Genomic DNA, 22,915 nt, shown 5'->3' on the forward strand with positions numbered 1-22,915 from the left:
ATCCTATGCAGCAGACAAGCAAAAGCTCCTCCGCTATCGCCATAACAGGCCATAACGGAGGAGCTTTTATGTAGGGGAATCGTTAGACGTACGGGTTATTTTCCTTTTCGTAGCCGATGGTCGTCTTGACTCCGTGTCCCGGATAGACGATCGTCTCGTCAGGCAGCTCGAACAGCTTCATATGGATTGAATCCATGAGCGTTTCGGTGCGGCCTCCCGGCAGATCGGTCCGGCCGACGGACAAGCGGAACAGCACGTCACCGCCGAACAAATGCGGGCCGAGCAGGAAGCTTACGCTTCCCGGCGAATGACCGGGCGTATGCATCACCTTCAGCTCAAGGCCAAGCAGCTTCAATACTTGCCCCTCGTCGAGCGCATATTCCGCCGGATCGGTCACGATAGGCGCTCCCAGCTCCGGCCATCGGGCCGAGCCGTTCAGCTTCGGATTCGTCAGCCATTCGGCCTCCGCATCGTGCAGGTACACCGGACAGCCTTTCAGCTTACGGATTTCGTCCACACCGCCGATATGATCGAAATGGGCATGGGTAAGCAAAATCGCCTCGATCTCCATCCCTTCGATGCGCTTGATCAACGGCTTCGGATTCATGCCGGGATCGATAATAATGCCTTTGTTCTCCGCGGGTCTGGACAGCAGGTATGCGTTCGTTCCTAGCGGCCCCAAGGAAAACGGTTCAATCTTCAAGCCTTCCAAGCTCATTCTCTCACTCCACCTTAGAACGTAGAGAGAAGGTCGCGCAGTTCTTTGACAATCGTCGCATGATAGCCTGTGCCTTCTCCGTACTGACGGCCCATTTCCTGGCGCGCCACCTTGATTTTTTCATCATAATCCGGAGCCGTGCGATCCGGGTTCTCTTGCTTGAATTGCGTCATAACCGCTTGAACGTTGCTCGGACGAGGTCCCCAATGTCCCAGCACGTGTCCGCTGAAATCGGTGAAAATAACGATTGGAATCGCTTCTCCGCCGCCCGTCAAAAATTGAGCCATCACGTCAGGATGCTCTTCTTTGATCAGTACTTCTACCGGAATACCGGAATTTTCGAGCGCACGAAACACAACAGGTACGTTACGGACTACATCGCCGCACCAGTCAGCCATCAAAATCAAGCAGCGCAGGTCGTCGCGGTTGTTCAGCGACTCGAAGAACTCCTTATCTTCATCGTTCTGCCAAGCAAAGCTGTCGTACCATTCCTGAAACTTCTCCTGGTTCTTCGTCATCCCGTCGATGAATTGCTGCGGAGTCAAGCCGGTTTTAATTTTACTCGCCAGATTCGCTGCCATATCGTAAAGCCCTCCTTTAGGGTGGTATATATTTCATTGTATATAAAAAGGGACGGCTAGGCAATGCAGGATGCAGCGGCGTGCGGCCGACTATGACATGTTCTAAACTTGAAGAAGGACGATTTTACAAAAAATTTAAAAAAGTAAGTTCAATTAATATTAAAGCCCCGCTCCGATAAGGAACGAGGCTGTTCGTATTAATTGCCGCTGTTTTCCAGAATCAGCCGTTCAATAGCATCAACTTCTGAGGAAGCAAGCAATGGTTTTTTAGGCTTGTACGATTGAATGAAGGATACGAGCTGATCAAGCTTCAGCGCCGTGAATGCCGGGCTTTTGCCGGTCATGTTGCTGTTCGGATGCGTAAGACAGAGAACTCCGGTCAACTCGGGATTCAGCTCAGCCGAACGGAACAGCTCCTTCAGCACATGCTCATACCGGTACAGCTGGGCGGTCATATCGTTTTTGCTCCCAGAATGACTGGACTCGTTCCATTGAATGTAATTTTGCCCGTGCTTAGCGTCGATATAGAATACGCCGTTCGGTCCGATCACAACGTAGTCCAGCTTCTGGTCGCTCGTTCCCGCCTGCACGCGACGCTCTTTCAGCACGCGATACTCCTTGCCTACGGTTTGCAGCAGCTGCGCCAGCTGCTTCTCTCCGTCTGCTCCGCCGCTGCCGTGGCTGACATTTTTCTTGCGCCTGATCAGCTTGAACAGCACATAGAGCACCGTCAGCGTCACCGAAGCGATAATAAACGGCGTCACGTAAGGCGCCGCCTTCTCGTCGATTTGCTCCCAATTCGCGCCAAGCGTCAATCCAAGATAAATGAACAAAATAGACCATGGAATAACCGCTAACGTAGTATAAAGAGTAAACAGGCTGAGGGGCATTCTAGCCATCCCTGCCGGAATGGAAATCGCATGGCGAACTACCGGAATAAACCGGGCTGTAAAAATAACGCCGGTACCGTAGCGGTTAAACCAGTTTTCCGCGACATCGATATGGTGCTTATTTATCAAAATGAATTTGCCGTACCGTTCCAGAAACGGTCTGCCGCCGTAACGGCCGATCCAATATACGAAAATTTGGGCAATCGTTCCTCCGATGGTACCGAAAATAACCGCGACAAGAAATGAAACTTCCCCTTTGGCAACCAAGTAACCGCCGAATGCCAGCACGATTTCACTTGGAATGACTTCCAGCATGAGCCCAAGCATGATTCCCCATGCACCAAGACTTTCAATAAACATCAATGCGCTGTGAACCAGATCTTTTAACATTCTTCTCCAGCCTCTTCCTCTCTTCCCGGGCAAGCCCGACTTGTTCGCAATCGTTCCTATTCTATCATATTTCCATTCGGTTCAACCACCCGCAGGAGAATGAAGAGACAAGCAGGAGCATACATTTAGTACAAACTGTCGGGAGCATTGGAATCCAGCCCGATGGAAGGAGTGAGCACCGTGGCCAAAATATTCGTAGTCAGCAACAGACAGCTTCGCCGCTGGTTCCTGCTCGGACTGATGGCGCTAGTGACTTTGGGTGCCGCGTGGTACTGGGGATTTAGCGAAGCGTCTACGACCAGCGGTTTGCCGGATGCCTCAGGACAAGGGGAAGCCCGGACGATCCAGCTCGTTACCGGCGAGTTCAAGTCTACGGGAGCCGACGGCAAAGAAATCGAAGCTTACCGCTGGGATCCGGGAACGATCTATGTCAAAAAAGGAGAGCGCATCAATCTCTCGATTTACGGGGTTAACGGGACCAGTCATCCGTTCATTATCGACGGCTTGAATGTGAAGGGCGAAGTGAAAAAAGGAAAAGAAACCGTCGTGTCGTTCCGTGCCGACAAGCCGGGAATATACCGGATCATTTGCCTGACGCACCCCGATATCGCCCATAACGGACCGATGGTCGGTTATATCGTTGTCGACGACTGATCCGTGCGCAATAGCTGGAATAAGCCCTCTCGCCCGCCGGCGTCAGGGCTTTTTTCGTTTCTTTGATTCAGGTGCAACGCGCCCTCCTCCCGCATACGATATCGTAGAAGAGGAAGGTGAACTGTCCATGAATCCTGGGAATCAATTGAAACATAACCAGTCTTACCCCAGCGCTCGCAAAATACGCCGGGCCTGCGCAAAGGAAATGTACCGTGCCCGCAAAAAAGTCGGCAAATGGATCGCGCCCGATTTGGTGGAAAAAGCGGATGAGCTGTATTACAAAAAGGTGATGCTCAACCTGCAATGGGTCGTAGAAAATTCAAGCAATCGCAAGGCGCTCGCCGATTGGTGGGAAGAGAACGTATGCCCCGAGATCGCGGAGCTGTGGGGTGTGGAGCCTGCGGTGCTGGAGAAGGCATTTAGGGACTCCTTCGGAGGGTGACGCCGTGATGCGTCGGCCTCCGGTGGGTGTTGGAAAGATAAAAACAGCTTAGAACGCGGGGTAGTTCCAGGGATGGGGGTATCTGCCTATGGCCGCTGTTGTTCTCGGGAAATTCAGAATAGATTACGATGATAGGTTATTTCCCGAGAACAAAGGCGGACGCTGACGCTCCTCCGGGGGATACCACCACCCTTCCACTGCGCGTTCGCAGGCACACCAAGCCCCACCCGCCGATCACGGCGGCGGGTGGGGGGGTATCGCTAACCAATCGCGGTACTCGATGGTTGGAGCAAGCACCACCATCCCGCATTGGCGGATGCTGAAGGGCAAGAGCCGCCATCCGCTGCGGGAGCGGATGGTCAAGCCCGGTCCACGAGGTCGGCGATATCGCCCGACTCGTAGACCGTGACTCCGCGGCGGCCCCTGCGTGCCGCGAGAAGCATCCCTTCGGCGACGGTGTCCGCCGGGATCGGTTTGTATTTACGGAGCGGTCCCGTAAATACAAACGACAACGCCCGCGCTGCGGCCTCGACCGCACGCTCGCCGAAGCGGAACTCCTCCCGTTCGCCTGTAAGCAGCGACGGGCGGAGGATGGACAAGCCGGGAAGCGCCAGCTGACGGAGTCTTGCCTCCGTCTCGCCTTTGACCCGGCTGTAGAAAAACATCGACCTCGTGTCCGAGCCCATCGCGGTCACGATGACGTACTGCTCCGCCCCGTGTGCGGCTGCCAGCTCCGCCAGCTTCACTGGATACGCGAAGTCCACTTTGTGAAACTGCTCCCGGCTTCCCGCTTTCTTAATCGTCGTTCCGAGTGTGCAGAATACGTCCGCACCTTCAAGTACCGGACGATCCGGCTCCAGACGATCGAAATCGACGACCATTTCCGTCAGCTTGGGATGGCTCCGCCCCGTGGATTTTCGGACCAATATATACACACGTTCATACTGATCGTCAGCCAAAAGCTTCCCGAGCAGCGCTTTGCCTACGAGCCCCGTAGCTCCTGCCAGGACGGCTTGTTTTCCCATGGTCAACATCCTTTCGTTCACTCAACATGATCTCATTATATTATATTCATTTTTCGTTCCCTTTGGGGATCAATTGAACATTAGACATACCATGATCCGACCATATAGAGTATTATGAGGTTGTTGGATATACGATAAAAATCGAGGTGTTGTTATATGGACGCTGCTGCTTTCGTTATCGAAAAGCTGGCTGCCAAACTGAAAACCGTACAGGGCATTCAAGCCATCGTCCTGGGAGGCTCGCGGGCATCCGGAACCCATACCGAGCAGTCAGATATCGACATCGGCTTGTATTACGATCCGGAAGTCCCTATCGATCTGCCTGCTCTTGAGCAGCTCGCTTCTGAGGTCGACGACGACAGACGCTCCGGCTTGATTACCCCCATCGGCGAATGGGGCCCCTGGATAAACGGCGGAGGCTGGCTCCAGGTGGACGGGCTCGCGGTAGACTTTCTGTACCGCGACTTGAATAAGGTGAACAGCGTGATGGCCGATTGCCTCCAAGGGCGCGTAACAATCGATTATCAGCCGGGGCATCCTCATGGATTCATCAACGCGATGTATATGGCCGAAGCCGCCCGCTGCCTTCCTTTATGGGATCCTTCGGGAGTTATAACGAAGCTGAAGTCTCAAACGGCACCCTATCCTCCGGAGCTTGCGGCGGCGCTAATCCGGACCTTTTTGTGGGAGGCCGGCTTCTCTGTATCGGCCGCCTACAAAGGGGCAGCCAAGCAGGATGTGTCCTACGCCGCAGGCTGCTGCTTCCGTGCCGTTTCCTGCCTGAACCAGGTACTGTTCGCGCTGAACGGCCAATACTGGATGAACGAGAAAGGCGCCGTACAGCTCGCCGGCCGCTTTCCCGTGACCATAACTGACTACAAGAGCAGAATCAACGGCGTATTCACCGGGCTGACATCCGATCCGGATGAGCTTCATGCTGCAATTCAAATGCTGGAGACTATCGTGCAGGAAACAGAGCGTTTGTCCGGCAGTATATCCCCATGACACCATGAGTCGAGGCAATTAGCGATTCCAAACGTTCAGTGCCCCTGTCCGTTGGAAAGCGTTGCCCAAGCTGTTACGGACCGTGGATCCGTTATTTCACCGAAAATGGCTCTATTTGTGGAGTGATCGGACTACATGCACCTAGAATAAAAAGTGGACACAATGGTAAGAGACGAGGTAAGCGGAATACACTTAACCAAGAAAGAAGTGTCCATTATGGGAGAATACCGCCAAAGATATAATGAAGAGTTTAAACAACAGACTGTAAAGTACATCCAAGAACAAACGAAGTCCGTAACGGAAATCTGTGATGAGTTGAACATTCCAAAAAGCACGGTTCATCAATGGATTGCACAGTTTCGACAGTTTGAGAACGAAGCCGTAGCTGCACCGGAAAAAGCCCGCGAACTAGAGCAACTCTTAAAGGAAAAGGAACGAGAAAATCGTCAAAAAGAGCGTGAAATCGAAGACTTGAAAGAAGAACTCGCCATCTTAAAAAAGGCGCTGCACATCTTCAGCAAGCCACGGAACTAAAGTTCCAGTTCATCGAAGAACATTGCTCCGAGTTTCGAGTGGAGAAGATGTGCGTAGTCATGCGTGTTTCCCGGAGCGGATATTACAAATGGAAAACAGCAGTACCAAGTCAACAAGAGCTTCGGAAAAAGAAAGTGCAGGAGCGAATTACCTACCATTTCTACGATACCGAACAGCGGTACGGAAGTCCCAAGATTACCCATCTACTCCGGCAAGAAGGCTACCAGATAAGCGAACGGACCGTAAGTAAGTACATGAAGGAGTTGGGATTACGCTCCTGTGTTTCACGCAAATATAAAGTCATGACAACCGATTCGAATCACGATCTTCCTATTGCCCCCAACGAGCTAAACCAACATTTCAAAGTTTCTGAACCAAACAAGGTCTGGGTGGCTGACATCACCTATGTTCCGTGCCGTGAGGGCCGGTTGTATTTAGCCAGTATCTTGGACCTGTGTACGCGGGAAATCGTAGGTTGGCGATTAGGGACACGAATGGCCACGGCACTGGTTCTTGGTGCTCTAGAAGATGCTTACTTGGTAAAAAAACCGAAGCCAGGGCTTATCCATCATTCCGATCGTGGAACGCAGTATGCATCGAATGAATACCGCAGGATGCTGGTCACATTCAAAATGAAGGCGAGCATGAGTCGAAAAGGCAACTGCTACGACAACGCCGTCATCGAGTCTTTTCACAGTCTTATTAAGAAAGAACTGATTTATTGTAGAAAGTTTAAAACCCAACAACAGGCGTACAATGAGATATTTAGGTACATCGAATTCTTCTATAACCGAAAAAGGATCCACAGTTCTCTAGGTTTCTTGTCCCCTGTCCAATACGCAATGCACTTCGAAAAGAAACGGGCTTCCTAACGAGGAGTATGTATCTCAACGTACTGTAATGTATGCTACAAGCGGTTTTATATGGAGGGATGGGCATGATAGGCTGATTATTGCTATGGCGATGACCAGGGTTTCCAGGACATCGCCGCATCGCCGATCATCATGCCCATAGAGGCTCCATGTCAAGCCGCGGCTCTGACATACGCTTAGTTATTTTATTATATTTTGTGTCCACTTTCTTGACAGAGGTCCAACAGATCCTTTATTTCGTGAAAACACACCGTCTGTCCAGGTAAAATGAGCAAATAACGTACTCATAGTCTATGTGCAGGATGGCAATGGGGAGATCCGAGTGGACGGCGAGGACTTCGGCAAAGTGTCTAAAAACGAAAAACCCGCCTGGCGGCAAATAGGGCATGCCGAGGCGGGTTTTTCGCATATTTTCTTTAAAAGTGAGAGGTGACGAATTTGGTCGTCCGCAGAACACTACGTCTTCGCGGTCTATTACTTCGCTGCCGGCTGGAAAAACTCCAGACGCTCTCCGTCCGGTCCGAAGAAAAAGGCGATTTGGTCTCCTTGCAAAATCGTCCGCGGAGTTTCGTCCATCAGCTTCACGCCGAAGCTTTTCAGCCGATCGATTTCCGCTTGGATGTCGCTGACGGTGAACGCGATATGATGGACGATCCCGTTGTCCGGCAATCCGTCATGTCCGCGTCCAATCAGCTCGATTTCGATGTTGTCCGATCCCGGGAACGACAAGAAGCTAAGCTCCGCACCGTCTGCCAGCGCAACGCGCTTCACGAGATTCAGCCCCAATACCTCCGTATAAAAGCGGATGGACGCATCCATATCCTTGACCATAACTCCGATATGCTCCAGCTTGTGAATCATTCCGAATCCACCTTTCCGACCGTTAGGTCCTCAACTTTACTAGAATGGAAAAAACCGTTTACGCATGAAGAATATCACGGACAAGCCGTTTGTGCAATCGCTTCATTTAAGGATTAGTCGCGACCCGGCTTCTGATAGCTCGTTAACCCTCATGTGCACTGGATCGTGCCGCTCTGCTAGCCTTCTCCCCGAATTACCTCCACCCGGTTCCGCCCGAGCTTTTTGGCCATGTACAGCGCCCGGTCGGCGGCATCCGCAAGCTCATAAAATCCTCTATCCTCTCCCGCTTCCCACGATGCCTCAATAGATGCCGCCCCAATGCTTACGGTGAGCGGAATGAGCAGCCCCTCATCCGAATAAGGGGCGGCCTCCACTTGCCGCCGAATCGCTTCTCCCTGGCGCATCGCTTCTTCCAGCCCGATTTTCGGCAGCAGGAGGATGAACTCCTCGCCTCCGTACCGGGCAAGCAAGTCGCCCTGCTGCATCGTTTGCTTCAAAATATCGGCCACATAATGCAGCACGCGGTCTCCCGTCGAATGACCGAACGAGTCGTTCACTTTTTTGAAATGATCGACGTCGATCATCAGCAAGGAACAGGGCTGGTGAAGCTTCAAACAGGCGTCCACCAGATGCATCCCTTCCTGCTGCATATATCTCCGGTTATGAAGCTCGGTCAGCGCATCGATTCGGGCGTGCTCCTCCAGCAGCTGTACCGTGCTTCTCAGCTTCCGGCTCATCAGATTGAATGTATCGCACAGCTCCCTAAGCTCTATCGGGGCATACTTGAACACGCTGCGGTTAATCCAGTAGTCGTATTGCCCTTCCTTGATCACCTTCGTTCCCTGCAGCAAAAAGGCAAGCGGCACCTCCATCCGGCGGGTGACCACTATAATGCCGTATAAGCTGATGGTAAGGACGAATAAAGTAATGACAACGATCACGAACACGGAATTGTACAAAGGCCCGAGCACCGCAATGCGCTCCACTTCCGCCACGACAATCCAACGCCGATCCTCGGTCCATTGATATGCCCCGAATACAGCGTCTCCTTTGTAATTGATATAGACCGATCGCTCCTCATGGTCGCTCTTAGCCCGCTTAACGATGCTGAGGTTGCTTTCTGCTCGAAACTCTTTTTGCTGATCGGGACTCAGCTTGGTAATAAACATGCCGTCGCGGTCCAGCACATACTGTTCCCCCATCCCACGGAGATGCACCGACTGCAAAATATCATGAATCGTGTCGAGCTTAACCTTCCCGATGACGACCCCGTTCGCCTCCCCCCAATCGGTGAGGATCGGAACGGCCAACAGGATAACGGGTTCGGTCGGCTCCAGAACGACGCCTGACACGTATTCCTTCCCGCTCATGCCTGCTTGAAAATATAGCGTATCTTTTATATCGTCGCTCCAATACGGGATCGCGGTTCCGTTCACGACAATTCCTTCCCGGTTCACGAAGGAAATCTCGCTAAAATCATGCTGGTTGATATAAAATCTCTCAAGCTCGCTGCCAATGGAGGACTTGTCCAACGATTTTACGCGGTCACTCCCGGCTAGAGACCATAGATCAGACAACCGTTCCTGCGTCCACCGGTTTACAAACTTCGTCTGCAAATTGAGCTTTTCCTCGATTTGGGCGCGAACGGCCCGTTCCGTCTCCTGTTTCCCCATCCAATAGACCGTCATATTAATGACGAGGCCAAGAACTACAACTATCAATGTGATCCAAAACATTAACTGCTGTTGGAGCGTGTATAATCGAAGCCATCGAAGAAGGATGCGAATCACCTGCTTTTGGTAAAGAAATTAGTATTGTAGAATCGTGTCGATTTTTATATACTAAGCCTATTCTGTCTTGGGGTATCGGGAAAAAGGAGACTTATAGTTTATGGAATGGCCTGCTACGGATATGCTAGTATTTTTGATTATTGCCGGCTTTGTTGCAGCCTTTATCGACTCGGTAGTCGGCGGCGGAGGCTTGATTTCGGTCCCCGCCTTGATGCTTACGGGGCTGCCTCCGAGCATGATGCTCGGAACGAACAAGCTTGGCGGTACTTTATCATCGGCAACAAGTACCATTTCTTTTATATTCTCGGGCAAAATAAACGGAAAGCTCGTTCTTGCCTTATTTCCGCTTTCTTTCATAGGCTCGGTGCTAGGCACGTATTCGGTTCATTTGCTGCCCTCGGCATTTCTGCAGCCGTTGGTTGTAAGCCTTCTCGTCATAGTCTTAATCTACACTTTATTCAAAAAAAACTGGGGAGCCGAAGCCACTCCCCGCCCTTTGAGCACAACCGGCAAAACAATAGCTGCCGTCAGCGCCTTTATTCTTGGCTATTACGACGGCTTCTTCGGTCCCGGAACCGGGTCGTTCCTGCTGTTCCTGTTCCTGCTGCTCGGCTTCGATTTCGTAGGAGCTTCCGCCAACGCCAAGGTGCTGAACCTGGCTAGCAACATCGCTAGTCTAGCTTCCTTTTTTATTCTCGGCTCGGTGCATGTCGGATACGGGCTTCCAATGGGCATTGCGATGATCGCAGGAGCCTTCGTCGGCTCCCGGGTCGCCATTCGCCACGGCTCCCGCTATGTTAAGCCTTTGTTCATCGGCGTTACCACGATTTTAATAGGCAAACAGCTATGGGATCTATTGCATTAACAAAAATAATAACGTTTTTTTCGATAAATATCGTCATAAACCTTCTAAATTCGACACAATCCTTTGTAACTTTTGCTTCTCTATCCTCTCATCGGCACTACTTTTTCAGGCAACAAAAAAACGGCTCAACGGACTCCTTCAAGCAAGGACCGGTCCGAGGGCCGTTTTTCTATTAAAAGCTTGCTCGCCATTTTCATATCAATTAGCGGCAAACCATACAAGAGAGCTCATATAATTGGAGCTGACGTGACGAACCTGATTGCGGAAAAACTCTTTGGTCGGGTCAAGAACGATGAACGGCTCGCTCACATTGCGCGAATCCTCCCATACGCACTCGACGCCGCGGCCGTCAGCTGTGCCCGCAAACATGCTGCAGCCTTTGCAAAACTGCTCGCGCTGCTGATCGTCCAGCTTCACGACTTTATTTCGCAAACAGCAATACACTTGCCCTTCCTGATCCATGTAATTAATATGGTTAACGGTTTTCACCTAAGTCCACCCCTCGATTTGTAAGATATGAATGTAATATTTATTATATAAACCGATTGTTAAATGTATGAACCCTTTTTATTAACCTTTTTTAAAATTGGGCGGCCAAGTGTAAACTTGAATTCATCCAAAAAATCATATAGTATAAACTTGCCTAATGATTGTTAGTTTCTTCTTGTGAAAGGATGCTGCTCTCATTGACAGTCACCAAAATTAAAGAAGCCGCATTGCGGCTGTTCGCACAATACGGCTATGAAGGCACGGCATTAGCGGAAATTGCCAAAGCGGTCGGCATTAAGGCTCCTTCTCTCTATGCCCATTTCAAAAGCAAGGAAGAGCTGTTTCTGGTCATCTTTGACGAAGTCCTGCAGGCTCATTTGGACCGTGCCGCAGCGCTCGAATCGTTGATCCAGGGCAAATCCGTTCACGATAAGCTGTACACGATTCTTCAGGACGCCTGCCAAACCTACCTGCTGAGCGAGGAGCACATCACGTTCCTGAAGCGGGCGATGCTGTTTCCGCCTGGATCGCTGCAGCAGGAGCTGAGAAGGCGGTTCGCCGGCTCCGAAACCGGGCTGTCCGAAGTGCTGCTTGCCATATTCGAAGAGGGGATGAGAGACGGCATCCTCCGCCCCGAGAACAAGGAGGATCTGCTCGCCTCCTATTACTGCCTGCTGGACGGCTCGTTCATTCAGCAATTTTATTACGCCCGCCACGATTTCGAATCGCGGATCCGCAGCGTCTGGCGGTTGTATTGGCAGGGCATTACTTTGTAGAATAGAAAAGACAGGACCTCCCGGTATCTCGTTCGAAGGCGATTTCGCACGAAATGTACCGAAGAATCCTGTCTTTTTTGTTACTCGTTAAACAACCCACTAGTAAGCCAAAAGCTGCGGATGGAAGCCTCTTGCCAGCCCACCGAATACCGAAGGCTATCGGCCTTCCTCCGGGTGCAACCCGGTCCGCACGCCAGCTTCCACAGGAAACGCCGCTTGAATGGCGGCTGCAATCTGTTTGGCCATCGTCATCACCCTGTACAGCGAAGTGCTCTGCAGGGTCGAATACTTTTGTCCCCCGTCTACATTGACGATCCCCGCAATCGAGTAATCCCCTACGGCAGGCAATTGCTTGCCCATCGATTTGCCCGGCTCCATCGGCTGATTGGATACTTGGAAGCAGCTAACGGATGCCGGCTGTCCCAGGCAAGCGTCTATCGCCATCACTTTGAGCCCCTGCGGGATTTCCGCCAGCCGCTCGGTCATATTGCTCGCATCCAAAGGATACTGCAGCGTTCCGACGATATGCGGGTAGCCCGCCTCCTCCAGCATCGTCCCGACCAAAGGACCAAGCGAATCCCCTGTCGACCGGTCCGTGCCTATACATAGAAACAGCAGCTTCTCAGCGCCGCTAACCGACTGCCGTATCTGCAGAAGCCAATCGGCCAGCTCGGGACCCTTTACTTTTTTGCGAATCACCGGAGCCTGTTCTTGTTTGTTCCCGTCCATGACCTCATCGCCTCCTCTTCCACTGTCCGTATAGCCTCAACGTTTTCCTTATTGTAGCACAGCATCGGAAAGATTTGTTGTTCTGCGGGCGCCCATGATATAATGCCGTAAAAACGGATTGCCAAGAGGACGGGTCCGCCATGCTCATCATCAAGCTTCTTGCCATCATTACCCTTATATATTGGATCGTCATGCTTATGGATACGATACGGGCGCGAAAAAGCATGCTCCATTTGCCTCATGCGCCGGAAGGCATCGCCTCTATGAGCGCCGCAGGCAAAAAGCCGGAAGGTCTCGCAGCGGACAAGCAGGAGCTTCCGCTCGTTTCGGTCATCATTGCCGCCAAAGAAGAAGAGGCATCGATCACGGAAACGGTGAAGCATCTGCTGAACCAGACGTATCCGCGGCTCGAAATTATCGCCGTCAACGACCGCTCGCAGGACGGGACCGGCCGCAAGCTCGAGGAGCTGCGCAAATGGTCGGAGGGTCGCAGACATATTGCCGTCCCGCTGACCGTGATTCATGTAACCTCGCTTCCCGGCGGCTGGCTGGGTAAAAATCATGCGCTTTATCAAGGCTACAAGCAGGCCAGGGGACAGTATATTCTATTCACCGACGCCGATGTGCTGTTCGAGCCGAATACGGTTACCGATGCGGTTCACTTCATGAAGCAGCACGATGTCGATCATTTGGCTCTCGCGCCCGATATGGCCGTGAGCGGCTTCTGGCTCAGAGCGTTCGTCGCGTATTTCTTCTTCACCTTAAGCCTGTATGTCCGCCCGTGGAGGGCGAACGTCGATACCCAGCACAAGCACGGGATGGGAGTCGGCGCCTTCAACATGCTGACCCGGCGGGCATACGAGCAGATCGGCACGCACAAGGCCTTTGCGCTGCGGCCGGACGACGACCTCGTTCTCGGTATGCGGGTCAAGCAAGCGCAGCTGCGGCAGCGCCTGGCTTCCGGCAAAGACCATATTGCCGTAGAGTGGTACACCAGCTTGAAGGAAGCCGTGCGCGGACTGGAGAAAAACTTGTTCTCCGGCTTCCACTACCGAATCGGTCTCGCCGCCGCTGCCGTTGCCGGACAGCTTGCGCTCTTTTTGTTTCCATTTATAGCGGTGTTTGCCGTCGGCGGCTGGCCGCGTTGGATTTACGCCCTATCGATACCGGTCATGCTATTCGTTTATTTCAGGCTGGTCCGCTCGTTAACGAGCTTCAGCGGGAGAGAAGCGTCAGCCTTTCCGCTGACTGTCTGCCTGCTCAGTTATATCGTGGTTCGCTCGGTATGGTTGACGCTTCGCCAGGACGGCATCTATTGGCGGGGCACCTTTTATTCGCTGGACGAGCTGAGGAAAATGCAGCGTTAGCTTTTCCAGCCATCATTTACGAAATTTTTACACAAGCTTTAGTTATGTTATTATATGATAAAAACATAAGGGCGTTTTCGAAAGCTTGATCGAAGCCTACCCGGCTCATCGATCACGGCAGCCGGCGCTGAAATAAAGGGGAGCTGACCATGAATTTATCGATCAGGCAATTCACTTATGTAACGGTCGTCACCGTGCTTACTTTTCTTCTTGTTGCAGCCTATCAGTGTACCACTTTGAACAGCTGAGCTTGGTTTATACAATAGATAAATCTATAGATGAATGACCGACACGGGCGCACCGTGTCTTATTTGTTTTTCAGGCCCATTAGGCATAAGGCTGCACCTATTTGAATCTCCACCCCATTTCTCGTTATAGTAACGGTATATCCATCCGCAACAAGGATAAGTCCAAGAAGAAGGTGTACGATTCATGAGAATGCATCTGTTAGTTGCCGACGACGATCCCCATATCCGCGAGCTGCTCCGTTTTCATCTCGATAAGGAGGGCTATGTGGTCCACGAGGCGGAGGACGGCGAGCAGGCTTCACATCGATTAGAAAACGAGCCCATCCATCTTGCCGTCGTCGATATTATGATGCCTTTCAAAAACGGTCTGGAGCTGTGTGAGGAAATCCGTTCCCATTACGATATACCCGTTATTATGTTGACGGCCAAAGGCTCCATGGAGGATAAGGAACAAGGCTTCCTGTCCGGCACGGACGATTACCTCGTGAAGCCTTTCGAGCCGCGGGAGCTTCTATTCCGGATCAAGGCGCTACTGCGCCGGTATCAAATGGTTTCGTCGGAGATCATCAAGCTGCGCAATACGACGATTGACCGCAAAAGCTACGAAATCCGGATTGACGACGAGCTCTATACGATTCCGCTAAAGGAATTCGAGCTGCTGTCGCATTTGGCCAGCAATCCGGGACGGATTTACACCCGGGAGCAGCTGCTCCGGCATATTTGGGGCGCCGATTACGAAGGGGACAGCCGCACCATCGATGTGCATATCAAAAGGCTGCGCGACCGTTTTTACGATAAAACGGACGACTTTGTCATTACGACGATAAGGGGACTCGGCTATAAGCTTGAGGTGCAGGAAGGATGAGGACGCTCTATACGCGCATCGTCCTAACCTTTATTCTTGTGGCCATGGTCAGCAGTATCATTGCGCTGCTTGTGACGAACGTTTATTACACGGCCCAAATCCGCGAATACAATGAGGACAAAATCGTCCGCATTGCCCAGGAAATTCGCTCTTTGCTGGAAGAGACGCCCGATACGAGGATGGAAGCATTGCTGCCCCGCATCGCCAACATGGGCTTTCAAATCTACGCTGTCGACAGCGGGCTTCGCGGCACCTTCTACGGAGCTCCGTTCAAGCATCAAGCCTTCGATATGGACATAGCCCGGCGGGTGCTGGCAGGGGAAACGTACCGCGGGCTAGAGGAAGAGCGGCATTGGCTTATGGTGACCGGCTTCTTCGAGAACAGCCTGCGAAACACCGCCGGCATCCCCCTGCAATCGGGCGGGCAAGCCTATGCATTGTTCATCCGTCCGAATCTGGAGGAGCAGATCGGCGAGGTTCGTATCCTTATGGGGCTGCTCTTAGGCTTGACCTTCCTGTTCAGCATCGGACTGATCATTCTGCTGACCCGCTATATCGTAAAGCCGCTGCAGCTGCTGACGGGCGCAACGAACAAGATCGTCGGCGGCAATTATAATATCGAGATCGATATGTCGAGGAAAGACGAGATCGGCAATTTGGCCCGGCATTTTACGCACATGGCCGGTTCCCTGAAGCGGCTCGAGCAAATGCGCCAGGAGTTCGTCGCCAACGTGTCGCACGAGATTCAGTCTCCGCTGACATCCATTCAAGGATTCGCCCAAACGATGCTTCAAAAGGAAACGTCGCCCGAGGAAGAGGCGAAATATTTGAAAATCATCGAGGAGGAGAGCCGGCGCCTGTCTTCCTTAAGCCAGCAGCTGCTCACTCTGGCATCGCTCGATAAAGAAGAAACCGTGCTGAAGCTGTCGTCCTATCGGCTGGATGAACAAATCCGTCAGGCGTTTCTGCTGCTGGAGTGGCAGTGGAGCGAGAAGGAGCTGCACATTGAGCTCGATTTGCCCGATGTCGTCATTCAAGCCGACGAGCAGCTGCTGTATCAAGTATGGCTGAATCTGCTCGGCAATAGCATCAAGTTCAGCCGCAAAGGCGATTCGCTTCGCGTCGCCATGACGGTCGAGGGGCGGCATATCGCCGTCACGGTCAGCGATACGGGCGTCGGTATTCCGGCAAGCGAAGTCCCCTATGTGTTCGACCGTTTCTACAAGGCGGATAAAGCAAGAAACCGCACCCGTTCGGGCAGCGGCCTCGGCTTGTCCATCGTCAAAAAAATCGTCGAGCTGCACAACGGCACGGTCGAGGTTTCATCCAGCGAGCCTGGAAAAGGGACTGTCGTAACGGTCCGGCTCCCGTTTCTGTAACATTCCGTTCATCGTCCATTCATATTGGTGTCCTACAATTTCACTTGTGAGAGGGACGATATGGTGTGACGATGAGCTGCTGCTCCATCGCATTCCCTAGGCGTCCATCAGGCTTACTCGACAAAAAAGGGAGTGGATTCGATGTTTGGTTTTATGCTGTTTTTACATTTAACCGGATTATTCGTTTGGCTGGGCTCATTGCTCGCCGTTATCGTTGTACTGCCGCTGCTGCAAAAGCAAACCAGCCCGGATACGGGCGGCTTCGTGATGAAGCGGTTGATCCGGGTGTTCAGCTGGCTATCTCATCCGAGCGCCGTCGTTGTGCTTGGAAGCGGAGTCTATATGATCGTGCAGATGGGCATAGGATCGGAAAAGCCGCTATGGCTTAACGCGATGGAAAAAGGCGGCGGCATGATCATCGTGCTCGCGCTTCTTGTCACCGGCATCCTGAGCGGCAATGTGAAGAAAAGGCTGGATCAGGGACACCATCAAGCCGCGGCAGTCCCGCTGTCCGGATACATTACAACGTTATCCGTCTTTATGGTCCTGATCGTATCGATAGTGTTCATTGTAAGTATGAAACTTTAACTTGTCCGGGGGCGCGGCTTCAGCTGCAGCCCCTTTTCCATGTATCGGGATAGCTCGGACAATGGATCACCGATGCGGACCCCGGCAGCCTCTTCCGCTCTCCCGGCTGCGCCCGCCATCGACAGCTGAGCCGCCCACAGCTGATGGTCCGGGTGCTCTGCCGCCAAATTCATCAGCCCCTCCGTAACCTTGCTCAGGTACGTCTCTTTGTCCCCCCGCATCAGTATATCGAAGGTACCTTCCAGCAAATGAGTCCTAACGGGAAGCTCCATCCCTCTTCCCTCTGCATATTGAATCAAACGACGGACCGTCCCGTCCACGGTTGCGGGATTCGTGAACACAAGCAGCGGCGGACGCCCTTCAGCACATATCGCTTCGAACAAAGGATCGTCGATTCTAACGACGGGAATGGAGACAGGGAGTGCATCGCTGTCGGGCATATGAGCCGTAAAAAAGGTGCAGGTTACCAGAATCGCATCCACATGGGCGGATTCGACCCATACCAGCGTATCCTGTATTCGAGCTTGCGCCGTTTCGACCGGGAAAGCCGCATCCGACTTGCGCCGGTCAAATCCCGGATCGACGAAATGCACCAGCTCGACGTCGAAGGGCTCCATGGCCTGCTGAATATAGTCTATATTCGAATAATGGGCATGATAGCATCCTATGGTCCGTGTCATGTAGTGTCCTCCGTCCGTGTGAATCTAGACTATCGGTTCGAATCCGATGATGCCGGTGCCTGTTTAGAGTCCGTGGAATCGGATGCTGGCTTGCGCCCCTCCTTCTGATCCTGCGATGAATCTTGTGATGCCGGATTGCGGTTCACGCCTGATGAACCCGGCTGCTGATTTTTATCCGACGAGGTTCGATTGCCGGTCGTCATACCCGGCTCCTGATCGCGGTCAGCTGTTTCCTTTTGCTGCGTGCCATTGACGGAAGACGGCTTTTTGCCGCTATCCGTCTGCGGCTTTCCGGCCGTCCCGGAGGAAGTCTTGCTGCCGGTCGAGCTTTTGGTCGCAGAGGAACCGTAAGTGGACTGGCTTACGCTGGATTTGCCTGTCGTCGTTGATTTGGGAGGAGTCGTAACACCGCTCGATTTCGAGCTCCCTGGTGCCGGTTTGACGGTGCCGTATGTACTGGTGTTTGTCGTATCCTCTTTCTCTTCAAACGAATCTTCCTTCGTTGGCGGCGAAACGGTTTCCCCCAGCTCCAGCTTCAAGGCGTTGCTTGCCTGCTCTATGTCTTCTTTTTTGACGATGACATACGGGCTTTCCCACACACCCTCAAGATGGATGTAATCGACGTTCGACGGATTCATGTTGAAGTAGGTGCTGATCAAATCGCGAATTTGCGAGGCCGGCACATCCGTGCGCATATGATTGCCTACCGTCCCAATGATTTGCGACAGCTTCGTGATCCCTCCGGCGCTCTTCAACGAGTCGAGCATGACTCCGAGTACCTGCTGCTGCCTCTGGTTGCGTTCCAAATCGCTGGAATCCTGCGTATCGCGGTTCGACTTGCGGTACCTGACAAAATCAAGCACCTGCTTGCCGTTCAGCTTGGATACGCCTTTCTTCAAATTGATATTCGTGCCGTCTTCGTCGTCGACATAGCGCATATCCATATCGACATCGATCGTCAAGCCTCCGAGAATGTCTACGGTTTGACGGAAGCCGTCGAAATCTATCGTCATGGCATAATCGATCGGGATGCCCAGCAGCTCCTGGAACACCTTTTTCGTATTGGCAAAAGCCGTATCTTTGTCTGAATTGTAGAAGTATGGATAATAGTAGTTCGCTTTGCGTTCAGGCAACCCTTTCGGATCAAGCTGCATATCCCGCGGAATGGAGACAAGTGTGGCGGACTGATCGTTCGGATTGACTGTAACGACCATCATGACATCGGAATTCAAGCTGCCCGACTCTACACGATGATCGATTCCCATAAGAAGAAATGTAAGCGGTTTTACTTTAGCGGATTCGGCTACCGCGACCTGCTCCGGCGTGCCAATTTTTTCTATGACTTCATTCGTATCCTGAACTAAGCTGTAGGCGTAGACGCCGACTGTAGCGGCACCGACGAGGAGACAAGACAGTGCGATCTTGACAATTCTTTTAACCATTCGTATCGTATCCCTCATTTCACAAAAAAACATGGTTACGATTATAAACGTTAAACATTAAAATAACATGACAAAAACATTAAAATTTCGCGAGTTTGTCTATCGTTGTCCAAATCGTGTCGTATTGCGCTGCTTCCCCGCCGCTACAGCAGCGGAAGAAACAGGCCTCCCAGCGCCGCAGCAGCGACAACAAGCCAAGGCGGCAGCTTCCAAAAAACCAAGCCGCCGAACAGGACAAGCGCTAGGCCGAAATCGGCCGGCGATTCCACGGCGCTCGTCCATACCGGGTCGTACAGCGCTGCGAGCAATATGCCGACGACAGCCGCATGAACGCCGGTTAACGCCGCCCTTACCGCCGGCTGCGACCGCAGCCGTTCCCAGAACGGAAGCACGCCGATGACCAATAGGAAGGCGGGCAAGAAGATCGCGAGCGTCGCCATAACCGCACCCGGCCATCCGCCGATGACCATGCCCAAATAGGCGGCGAACGTGAACAATGGTCCCGGAACAGCCTGAGTTGCTCCATATCCCGCAAGAAACTGCTCCCGGCTCATCCAGCCGGACGGGACCACTTCCTTCTCCAGCAGCGGCAGCACGACGTGCCCGCCGCCGAATACCAGCGAGCCGGACCGGTAGAAGCTGTCCGCTATAGCAATAAGCTGGGAGCCGGTGCCGGCGTTCAGAAGCGGAAGCCCGATAAGCAGAAGCGCAAACGCCAATAATGCGCTTACCGCCAATTTCATGCCGGGAACACGGCCTTCCCCCTGGATAGTCTGCTTCGGACCGGACTCCTGTCCGCCGGTATGCCGATACAACAGCCATCCTGCTATAGCCGACGCGACGATGACGCTCAATTGCGCGGCGGCGGAAGACCACATCAGCAAAATGACGGCAGATAGGACGGCAACAGCCGCTTTCCATCTGTCCGTTACGAACGATTTGCCCATCCCCCATACCGCTTGCGCAACTATCGCAACCGCTGCCAGCTTCAGTCCGTGAATCCACCCGGAAGCACCGGGATCGACGGCCTGGTACAATGCAGCGAACAGCGCTAACGCAAGCGCCGACGGAAGCGTGAAGCCAAGCCATGCTATGAGACCGCCCAGCATTCCGCCGCGGTAGTAGCCGATTCCGATGCCAACCTGGCTGCTGGCAGGCCCGGGAAGAAACTGGCATAATGCTACCAGATCGGCGTAGCTTTGCTCATCCATCCATCGCTTTCTCTGCACGTACTCGTCGCGGAAATAGCCCAAATGAGCGACAGGGCCACCGAAGGACGTAAGCCCGAGCCGCAAAGATACCTTTCCTATTTCAAGCCAAGCCCTCCAACGATTCACCGCAAGCTCCCGCCTTTTCCCGTAGGTTCCGATTGGGTATATTCTCCTATTCAGATTACCATTCAATCGACACGAGGTAAACAGAGAAATCGACAATTAATCGCGAAAGCCCCCGTCGGAATGAATGATTTGTCCCGTGATCCATTCCGCCTCGCTGCTGGCAAGAAAAGCGACCAGTCGCGCCGCATCCTCCGGTCTGCCGAGACGGCCCATCGGAAATTTGGGACGCAGCAGCGTTTTCAACTCATCCGTCATCCAGCCGGAGTCGGTTGGCCCCGGATCCACCGCATTGACTGTAATGTTCAATGGTGCCACCTCCGCTGCCAGCGATACGGTGAAGGCCGAGATCGCTCCCTTGGACGCGACATAAGCCAGCTCTCCAGTCATCGGGCCTTTATCCTGACCCGAGATCATATTGATGATCCGTCCCCCGCCGCCGGAAGACGGGTCGAAACGCTGTGCGAATACCGCGCTCAGAAGGCAGGCGGCCCGCACATTGACGGCGTAATGCGCATCCAGAATGTCGGCGCTTAGTTGCTGATATCCGTCTCTCGTGGAATGCGCCGCGTTATTGACAAGGACGGTCGGATTCCCGAGCTTCCCGGCGGCTGTATCCAAGATCCGGTACGGCGAATCCGGCGACGACATGTCGATCTCCAAATGCTCCGCCTTCACACCGGACGCTCGGAGTTCCTCGCACAGCTTCTCCGGCCAATGCTCTGCCGCTCCCCACTCCATCGTCCTATCATAGGCACGCCAATGGGTGAACAGCACATCGGCTCCATCCTGCGCCAGAGCGCGGCATATTGCTGTACCGATGCCGAGCGGCCGGCTCACTCCCGTAACGATCGCCACATGCCCTTTCAATCTTTCAGCCTTTGAAGTCATAGCTCTCATCCTTTCCAGTTAACATAAGGTTTCTTTCATTATGAAAGAGAACTGCTTCTCCGTAAAAGAGCTTATTTGGCTAGCAACGAAATTCGCCGCTTCTATTCAAAGAAAAAACAGCCCGAATACCGGTCGCAACCGGGCTTCGGACTGTTATTTCATTCTATTGGTCTTCCAGCAGCTTAGGCTCGCTGCTTTTATCGCATCTGCCGCGGCTGCAGCGTATTGGCATTGGTAATCTCAACGGTTTGCATGGCTTGCGTCAGCTGCTCCTGCACCTGCTTGAGCTCCTGCTCATGCTGATGATGATGCTCGCTGATCTGTGCGTCGAGCTGGCTTTGAGCCTGCTCTACGGCTCGCTGCGCCGTCTCCAGCTGCTGAATGGCGGTGGCGAGCTTTCGCGGGTTCGATTCCTGCTGGGCGTGGCGGACCGCCATCTCGGCATCCTTCGCAACCTGAATGGCTTTCTCGGCATTATCGACGACATGACGAAGCGGCATTTGATGCTGGTTTACCTCTGTCACAGGACGCACTTCCTCTCGGTTGAAGTCTTTGAAGTCTCAACCTTAAGATGCTCCGAAACGCCGGACTTCATTCCTGTGAGCCGGTCTATACGGACCGCTGCCGCTCGTAAATCACAAATTCGTAATCGTAAGGATTTTTCTCATCGCGCGGCCCTTTTTCCCGTGAGAGCACGCGCCATTCAGAAGCATCGACCGGATCCAAAAACGTATCGGCCTCAAACGTATGTGCGATTTCCGTTATGTACAGTTTGTCGGCATGCGGCATAAACATCCGGAACACTTCAGCGCCTCCGATAACGAACAGTTCTCCGCTTTCCGCCTCTGAGCCGTACCGTTCAAGCGCTTCCTCCACGGAATGTACCATTTCGCAGCCTTCCGCCGCAAATCCACGGTCCCTCGTCATGACGACATTGCGCCGCTTGGGAAGAGGTCTTCCGATGGATTCATAGGTTTTGCGCCCCATAAGGATCGTATGTCCGGTCGTAACTCTTTTGAAAAATGCCAGGTCCGCAGGCAAATGCCAAGGCAGTTTGTTGTTGACGCCAATGCCGCGGCGCTCGTCCATGGCAACTATAAAAGAAATAATCATCGTCAGCCTCTATTCCTTGGAAAGTACTTGTATGGTCTAAACTTCCTGTATCATACCATACTCTACTCCCCTGCACTATAAAGACGCCGTTGCGCCCGCTTCATACATCTCGGTTTTGTTGGCGTTTTCATAAAGCTTCAGCTTTTTATAAATGTAATAGTGTCTTGAACAGTATCCCTTGGATACGGCGTGTCCCTTACAATTGATCCATTGGCACTGCTTAGGCTCTTTTTTTGTTTTTTTACGGATTATGTTAGGATTTCCGTTGCGCAGAAGCCGTTGATGATGCGTCGAGCACAAGCCTTTTGCTTTTAACGCCCGGTCGCATCCTTCGATCATACATCGTTTCACGGTAGATTCCACTCCTTTGTCATTGTTAGTTTCGAA

At 52.7% G+C, this 22,915-nt stretch carries 24 protein-coding genes and 2 pseudogenes; 11 read left to right on the forward strand and 15 right to left on the reverse strand.

Annotated elements, in window-relative coordinates:
• Positions 1–82: 82 nt before the first annotated feature.
• From DVH26_RS32615 to uptA, 4 genes and pseudogenes are all read right to left on the reverse strand, one after another.
• Complete coding sequence (locus tag DVH26_RS32615; RefSeq protein WP_239629705.1) at positions 83–718, reverse strand: MBL fold metallo-hydrolase; 636 nt, start codon at positions 716–718, stop codon at positions 83–85.
• 14 nt (positions 719–732) lie between these two features.
• Complete coding sequence (locus DVH26_RS32620) at positions 733–1,299, reverse strand: thioredoxin family protein (RefSeq protein WP_239629708.1); 567 nt, start codon at positions 1,297–1,299, stop codon at positions 733–735.
• A gap of 197 nt (positions 1,300–1,496) precedes the next feature.
• Entirely contained in the window at positions 1,497–1,907 is a 411-nt protein-coding gene (locus DVH26_RS32625) for a nuclease-related domain-containing protein (RefSeq protein ID WP_239635564.1), read from the reverse strand.
• Between the two features lie 81 nt (positions 1,908–1,988).
• Positions 1,989–2,579 (reverse strand): annotated as a pseudogene (gene uptA, locus DVH26_RS32630) (undecaprenyl phosphate transporter UptA); the annotation flags it as partial.
• A 180-nt stretch (positions 2,580–2,759) separates the two neighbouring features.
• Between uptA and DVH26_RS32635 the strand changes: the two are divergent.
• Positions 2,760–3,233 (forward strand): cupredoxin domain-containing protein, encoded by a 474-nt coding sequence (locus DVH26_RS32635; RefSeq protein ID WP_239629711.1) that lies wholly within the window; start codon positions 2,760–2,762, stop codon positions 3,231–3,233.
• A gap of 127 nt (positions 3,234–3,360) precedes the next feature.
• The gene (locus tag DVH26_RS32640) at positions 3,361–3,675 is read left to right on the forward strand and encodes a dehydrogenase (protein ID WP_239629714.1); all 315 of its coding nucleotides are present in this window, start codon (positions 3,361–3,363) and stop codon (positions 3,673–3,675) included.
• A 359-nt stretch (positions 3,676–4,034) separates the two neighbouring features.
• Here DVH26_RS32640 and DVH26_RS32645 read toward each other — a convergent pair whose 3' ends face one another.
• On the reverse strand, positions 4,035–4,700 hold the full coding sequence (locus tag DVH26_RS32645; RefSeq protein WP_239629717.1) for an NAD(P)H-binding protein: 666 nt from the start codon (positions 4,698–4,700) through the stop codon (positions 4,035–4,037).
• Positions 4,701–4,856: 156 nt separating this feature from the next.
• Between DVH26_RS32645 and DVH26_RS32650 the strand changes: the two genes are divergently transcribed.
• From DVH26_RS32650 to DVH26_RS32660, 3 genes and pseudogenes are all read left to right on the forward strand, one after another.
• Positions 4,857–5,705, forward strand: a complete 849-nt coding sequence (locus tag DVH26_RS32650) for a nucleotidyltransferase domain-containing protein (RefSeq protein ID WP_239629719.1) — start codon at positions 4,857–4,859, stop codon at positions 5,703–5,705.
• A 216-nt stretch (positions 5,706–5,921) separates the two neighbouring features.
• Positions 5,922–6,239 carry a transposase gene (locus DVH26_RS32655; protein WP_239629721.1) on the forward strand — a complete coding sequence of 106 codons (318 nt, stop codon included), beginning with the start codon at positions 5,922–5,924 and terminating at the stop codon, positions 6,237–6,239.
• Positions 6,227–7,111 (forward strand): annotated as a pseudogene (locus DVH26_RS32660) (IS3 family transposase); the annotation flags it as partial. The gene DVH26_RS32655 and the pseudogene DVH26_RS32660, both read left to right, overlap by 13 nt.
• Positions 7,112–7,585: 474 nt before the next feature.
• Here the strand turns inward: DVH26_RS32660 and DVH26_RS32665 are convergent.
• Both DVH26_RS32665 and DVH26_RS32670 read right to left on the reverse strand, forming a co-directional pair.
• A complete protein-coding gene (locus DVH26_RS32665) occupies positions 7,586–7,972 on the reverse strand; it encodes a VOC family protein (protein ID WP_239629724.1) in 387 nt (128 codons plus the stop codon).
• A gap of 176 nt (positions 7,973–8,148) precedes the next feature.
• On the reverse strand, positions 8,149–9,708 hold the full coding sequence (locus DVH26_RS32670) for a sensor domain-containing diguanylate cyclase (protein WP_239629726.1): 1,560 nt from the start codon (positions 9,706–9,708) through the stop codon (positions 8,149–8,151).
• Positions 9,709–9,862: 154 nt separating this feature from the next.
• Here DVH26_RS32670 and DVH26_RS32675 point away from each other — a divergent pair, with 154 nt between their 5' ends.
• The gene (locus DVH26_RS32675; RefSeq protein WP_239629728.1) at positions 9,863–10,627 is read left to right on the forward strand and encodes a sulfite exporter TauE/SafE family protein; all 765 of its coding nucleotides are present in this window, start codon (positions 9,863–9,865) and stop codon (positions 10,625–10,627) included.
• A gap of 198 nt (positions 10,628–10,825) precedes the next feature.
• On the opposite strand, the gene DVH26_RS32680 is transcribed toward DVH26_RS32675, so the two are convergent.
• Positions 10,826–11,116, reverse strand: coding sequence for a hypothetical protein (locus DVH26_RS32680; RefSeq protein WP_239629730.1), 291 nt, complete (start codon positions 11,114–11,116; stop codon positions 10,826–10,828).
• A 197-nt stretch (positions 11,117–11,313) separates the two neighbouring features.
• Here DVH26_RS32680 and DVH26_RS32685 point away from each other — a divergent pair, with 197 nt between their 5' ends.
• Positions 11,314–11,892: a TetR/AcrR family transcriptional regulator gene (locus DVH26_RS32685; RefSeq protein WP_239629732.1), complete on the forward strand. Its 579-nt coding sequence runs from the start codon at positions 11,314–11,316 to the stop codon at positions 11,890–11,892.
• A gap of 156 nt (positions 11,893–12,048) precedes the next feature.
• Here DVH26_RS32685 and yyaC read toward each other — a convergent pair whose 3' ends face one another.
• On the reverse strand, positions 12,049–12,621 hold the full coding sequence (yyaC, locus tag DVH26_RS32690; RefSeq protein ID WP_239629734.1) for a spore protease YyaC: 573 nt from the start codon (positions 12,619–12,621) through the stop codon (positions 12,049–12,051).
• Positions 12,622–12,761: 140 nt separating this feature from the next.
• Between yyaC and DVH26_RS32695 the strand changes: the two genes are divergently transcribed.
• The 4 genes from DVH26_RS32695 (at position 12,762) to DVH26_RS32710 (ending at position 17,068) form a co-directional block, all read left to right on the forward strand.
• A complete protein-coding gene (locus DVH26_RS32695; protein ID WP_239629736.1) occupies positions 12,762–13,988 on the forward strand; it encodes a glycosyltransferase family 2 protein in 1,227 nt (408 codons plus the stop codon).
• Positions 13,989–14,420: 432 nt separating this feature from the next.
• A complete protein-coding gene (locus tag DVH26_RS32700) occupies positions 14,421–15,101 on the forward strand; it encodes a response regulator transcription factor (protein ID WP_239629738.1) in 681 nt (226 codons plus the stop codon).
• Complete coding sequence (locus tag DVH26_RS32705; protein ID WP_239629740.1) at positions 15,098–16,480, forward strand: sensor histidine kinase; 1,383 nt, start codon at positions 15,098–15,100, stop codon at positions 16,478–16,480. The genes DVH26_RS32700 and DVH26_RS32705 overlap by 4 nt, the downstream gene beginning before the upstream one ends.
• Before the next feature lie 141 nt (positions 16,481–16,621).
• Complete coding sequence (locus tag DVH26_RS32710) at positions 16,622–17,068, forward strand: hypothetical protein (RefSeq protein ID WP_239629742.1); 447 nt, start codon at positions 16,622–16,624, stop codon at positions 17,066–17,068.
• On the opposite strand, the gene DVH26_RS32715 is transcribed toward DVH26_RS32710, so the two are convergent.
• The 6 genes from DVH26_RS32715 to DVH26_RS32740 all read right to left on the reverse strand — a co-directional run bounded on the left by DVH26_RS32715 (position 17,065) and on the right by DVH26_RS32740 (position 22,528).
• Positions 17,065–17,748 carry an aspartate/glutamate racemase family protein gene (locus DVH26_RS32715; protein WP_239629744.1) on the reverse strand — a complete coding sequence of 228 codons (684 nt, stop codon included), beginning with the start codon at positions 17,746–17,748 and terminating at the stop codon, positions 17,065–17,067. The genes DVH26_RS32710 and DVH26_RS32715 overlap by 4 nt on opposite strands.
• Positions 17,749–17,777: 29 nt before the next feature.
• Positions 17,778–19,190 (reverse strand): LCP family glycopolymer transferase, encoded by a 1,413-nt coding sequence (locus DVH26_RS32720; RefSeq protein ID WP_239629746.1) that lies wholly within the window; start codon positions 19,188–19,190, stop codon positions 17,778–17,780.
• A gap of 143 nt (positions 19,191–19,333) precedes the next feature.
• On the reverse strand, positions 19,334–20,527 hold the full coding sequence (chrA, locus tag DVH26_RS32725; protein WP_239629748.1) for a chromate efflux transporter: 1,194 nt from the start codon (positions 20,525–20,527) through the stop codon (positions 19,334–19,336).
• A 96-nt stretch (positions 20,528–20,623) separates the two neighbouring features.
• Positions 20,624–21,415 (reverse strand): SDR family oxidoreductase, encoded by a 792-nt coding sequence (locus DVH26_RS32730; RefSeq protein WP_239629751.1) that lies wholly within the window; start codon positions 21,413–21,415, stop codon positions 20,624–20,626.
• Between the two features lie 197 nt (positions 21,416–21,612).
• Positions 21,613–21,939 (reverse strand): hypothetical protein, encoded by a 327-nt coding sequence (locus DVH26_RS32735; protein ID WP_239629754.1) that lies wholly within the window; start codon positions 21,937–21,939, stop codon positions 21,613–21,615.
• 85 nt (positions 21,940–22,024) lie between these two features.
• On the reverse strand, positions 22,025–22,528 hold the full coding sequence (locus DVH26_RS32740; protein ID WP_239629756.1) for a dihydrofolate reductase: 504 nt from the start codon (positions 22,526–22,528) through the stop codon (positions 22,025–22,027).
• Between the last annotated feature and the right edge of the window lie 387 nt (positions 22,529–22,915).

The sequence above is a fragment of the Paenibacillus sp. H1-7 genome (assembly GCF_022354825.1).
Taxonomy (GTDB): Bacteria; Bacillota; Bacilli; order Paenibacillales; family NBRC-103111; genus Paenibacillus_S.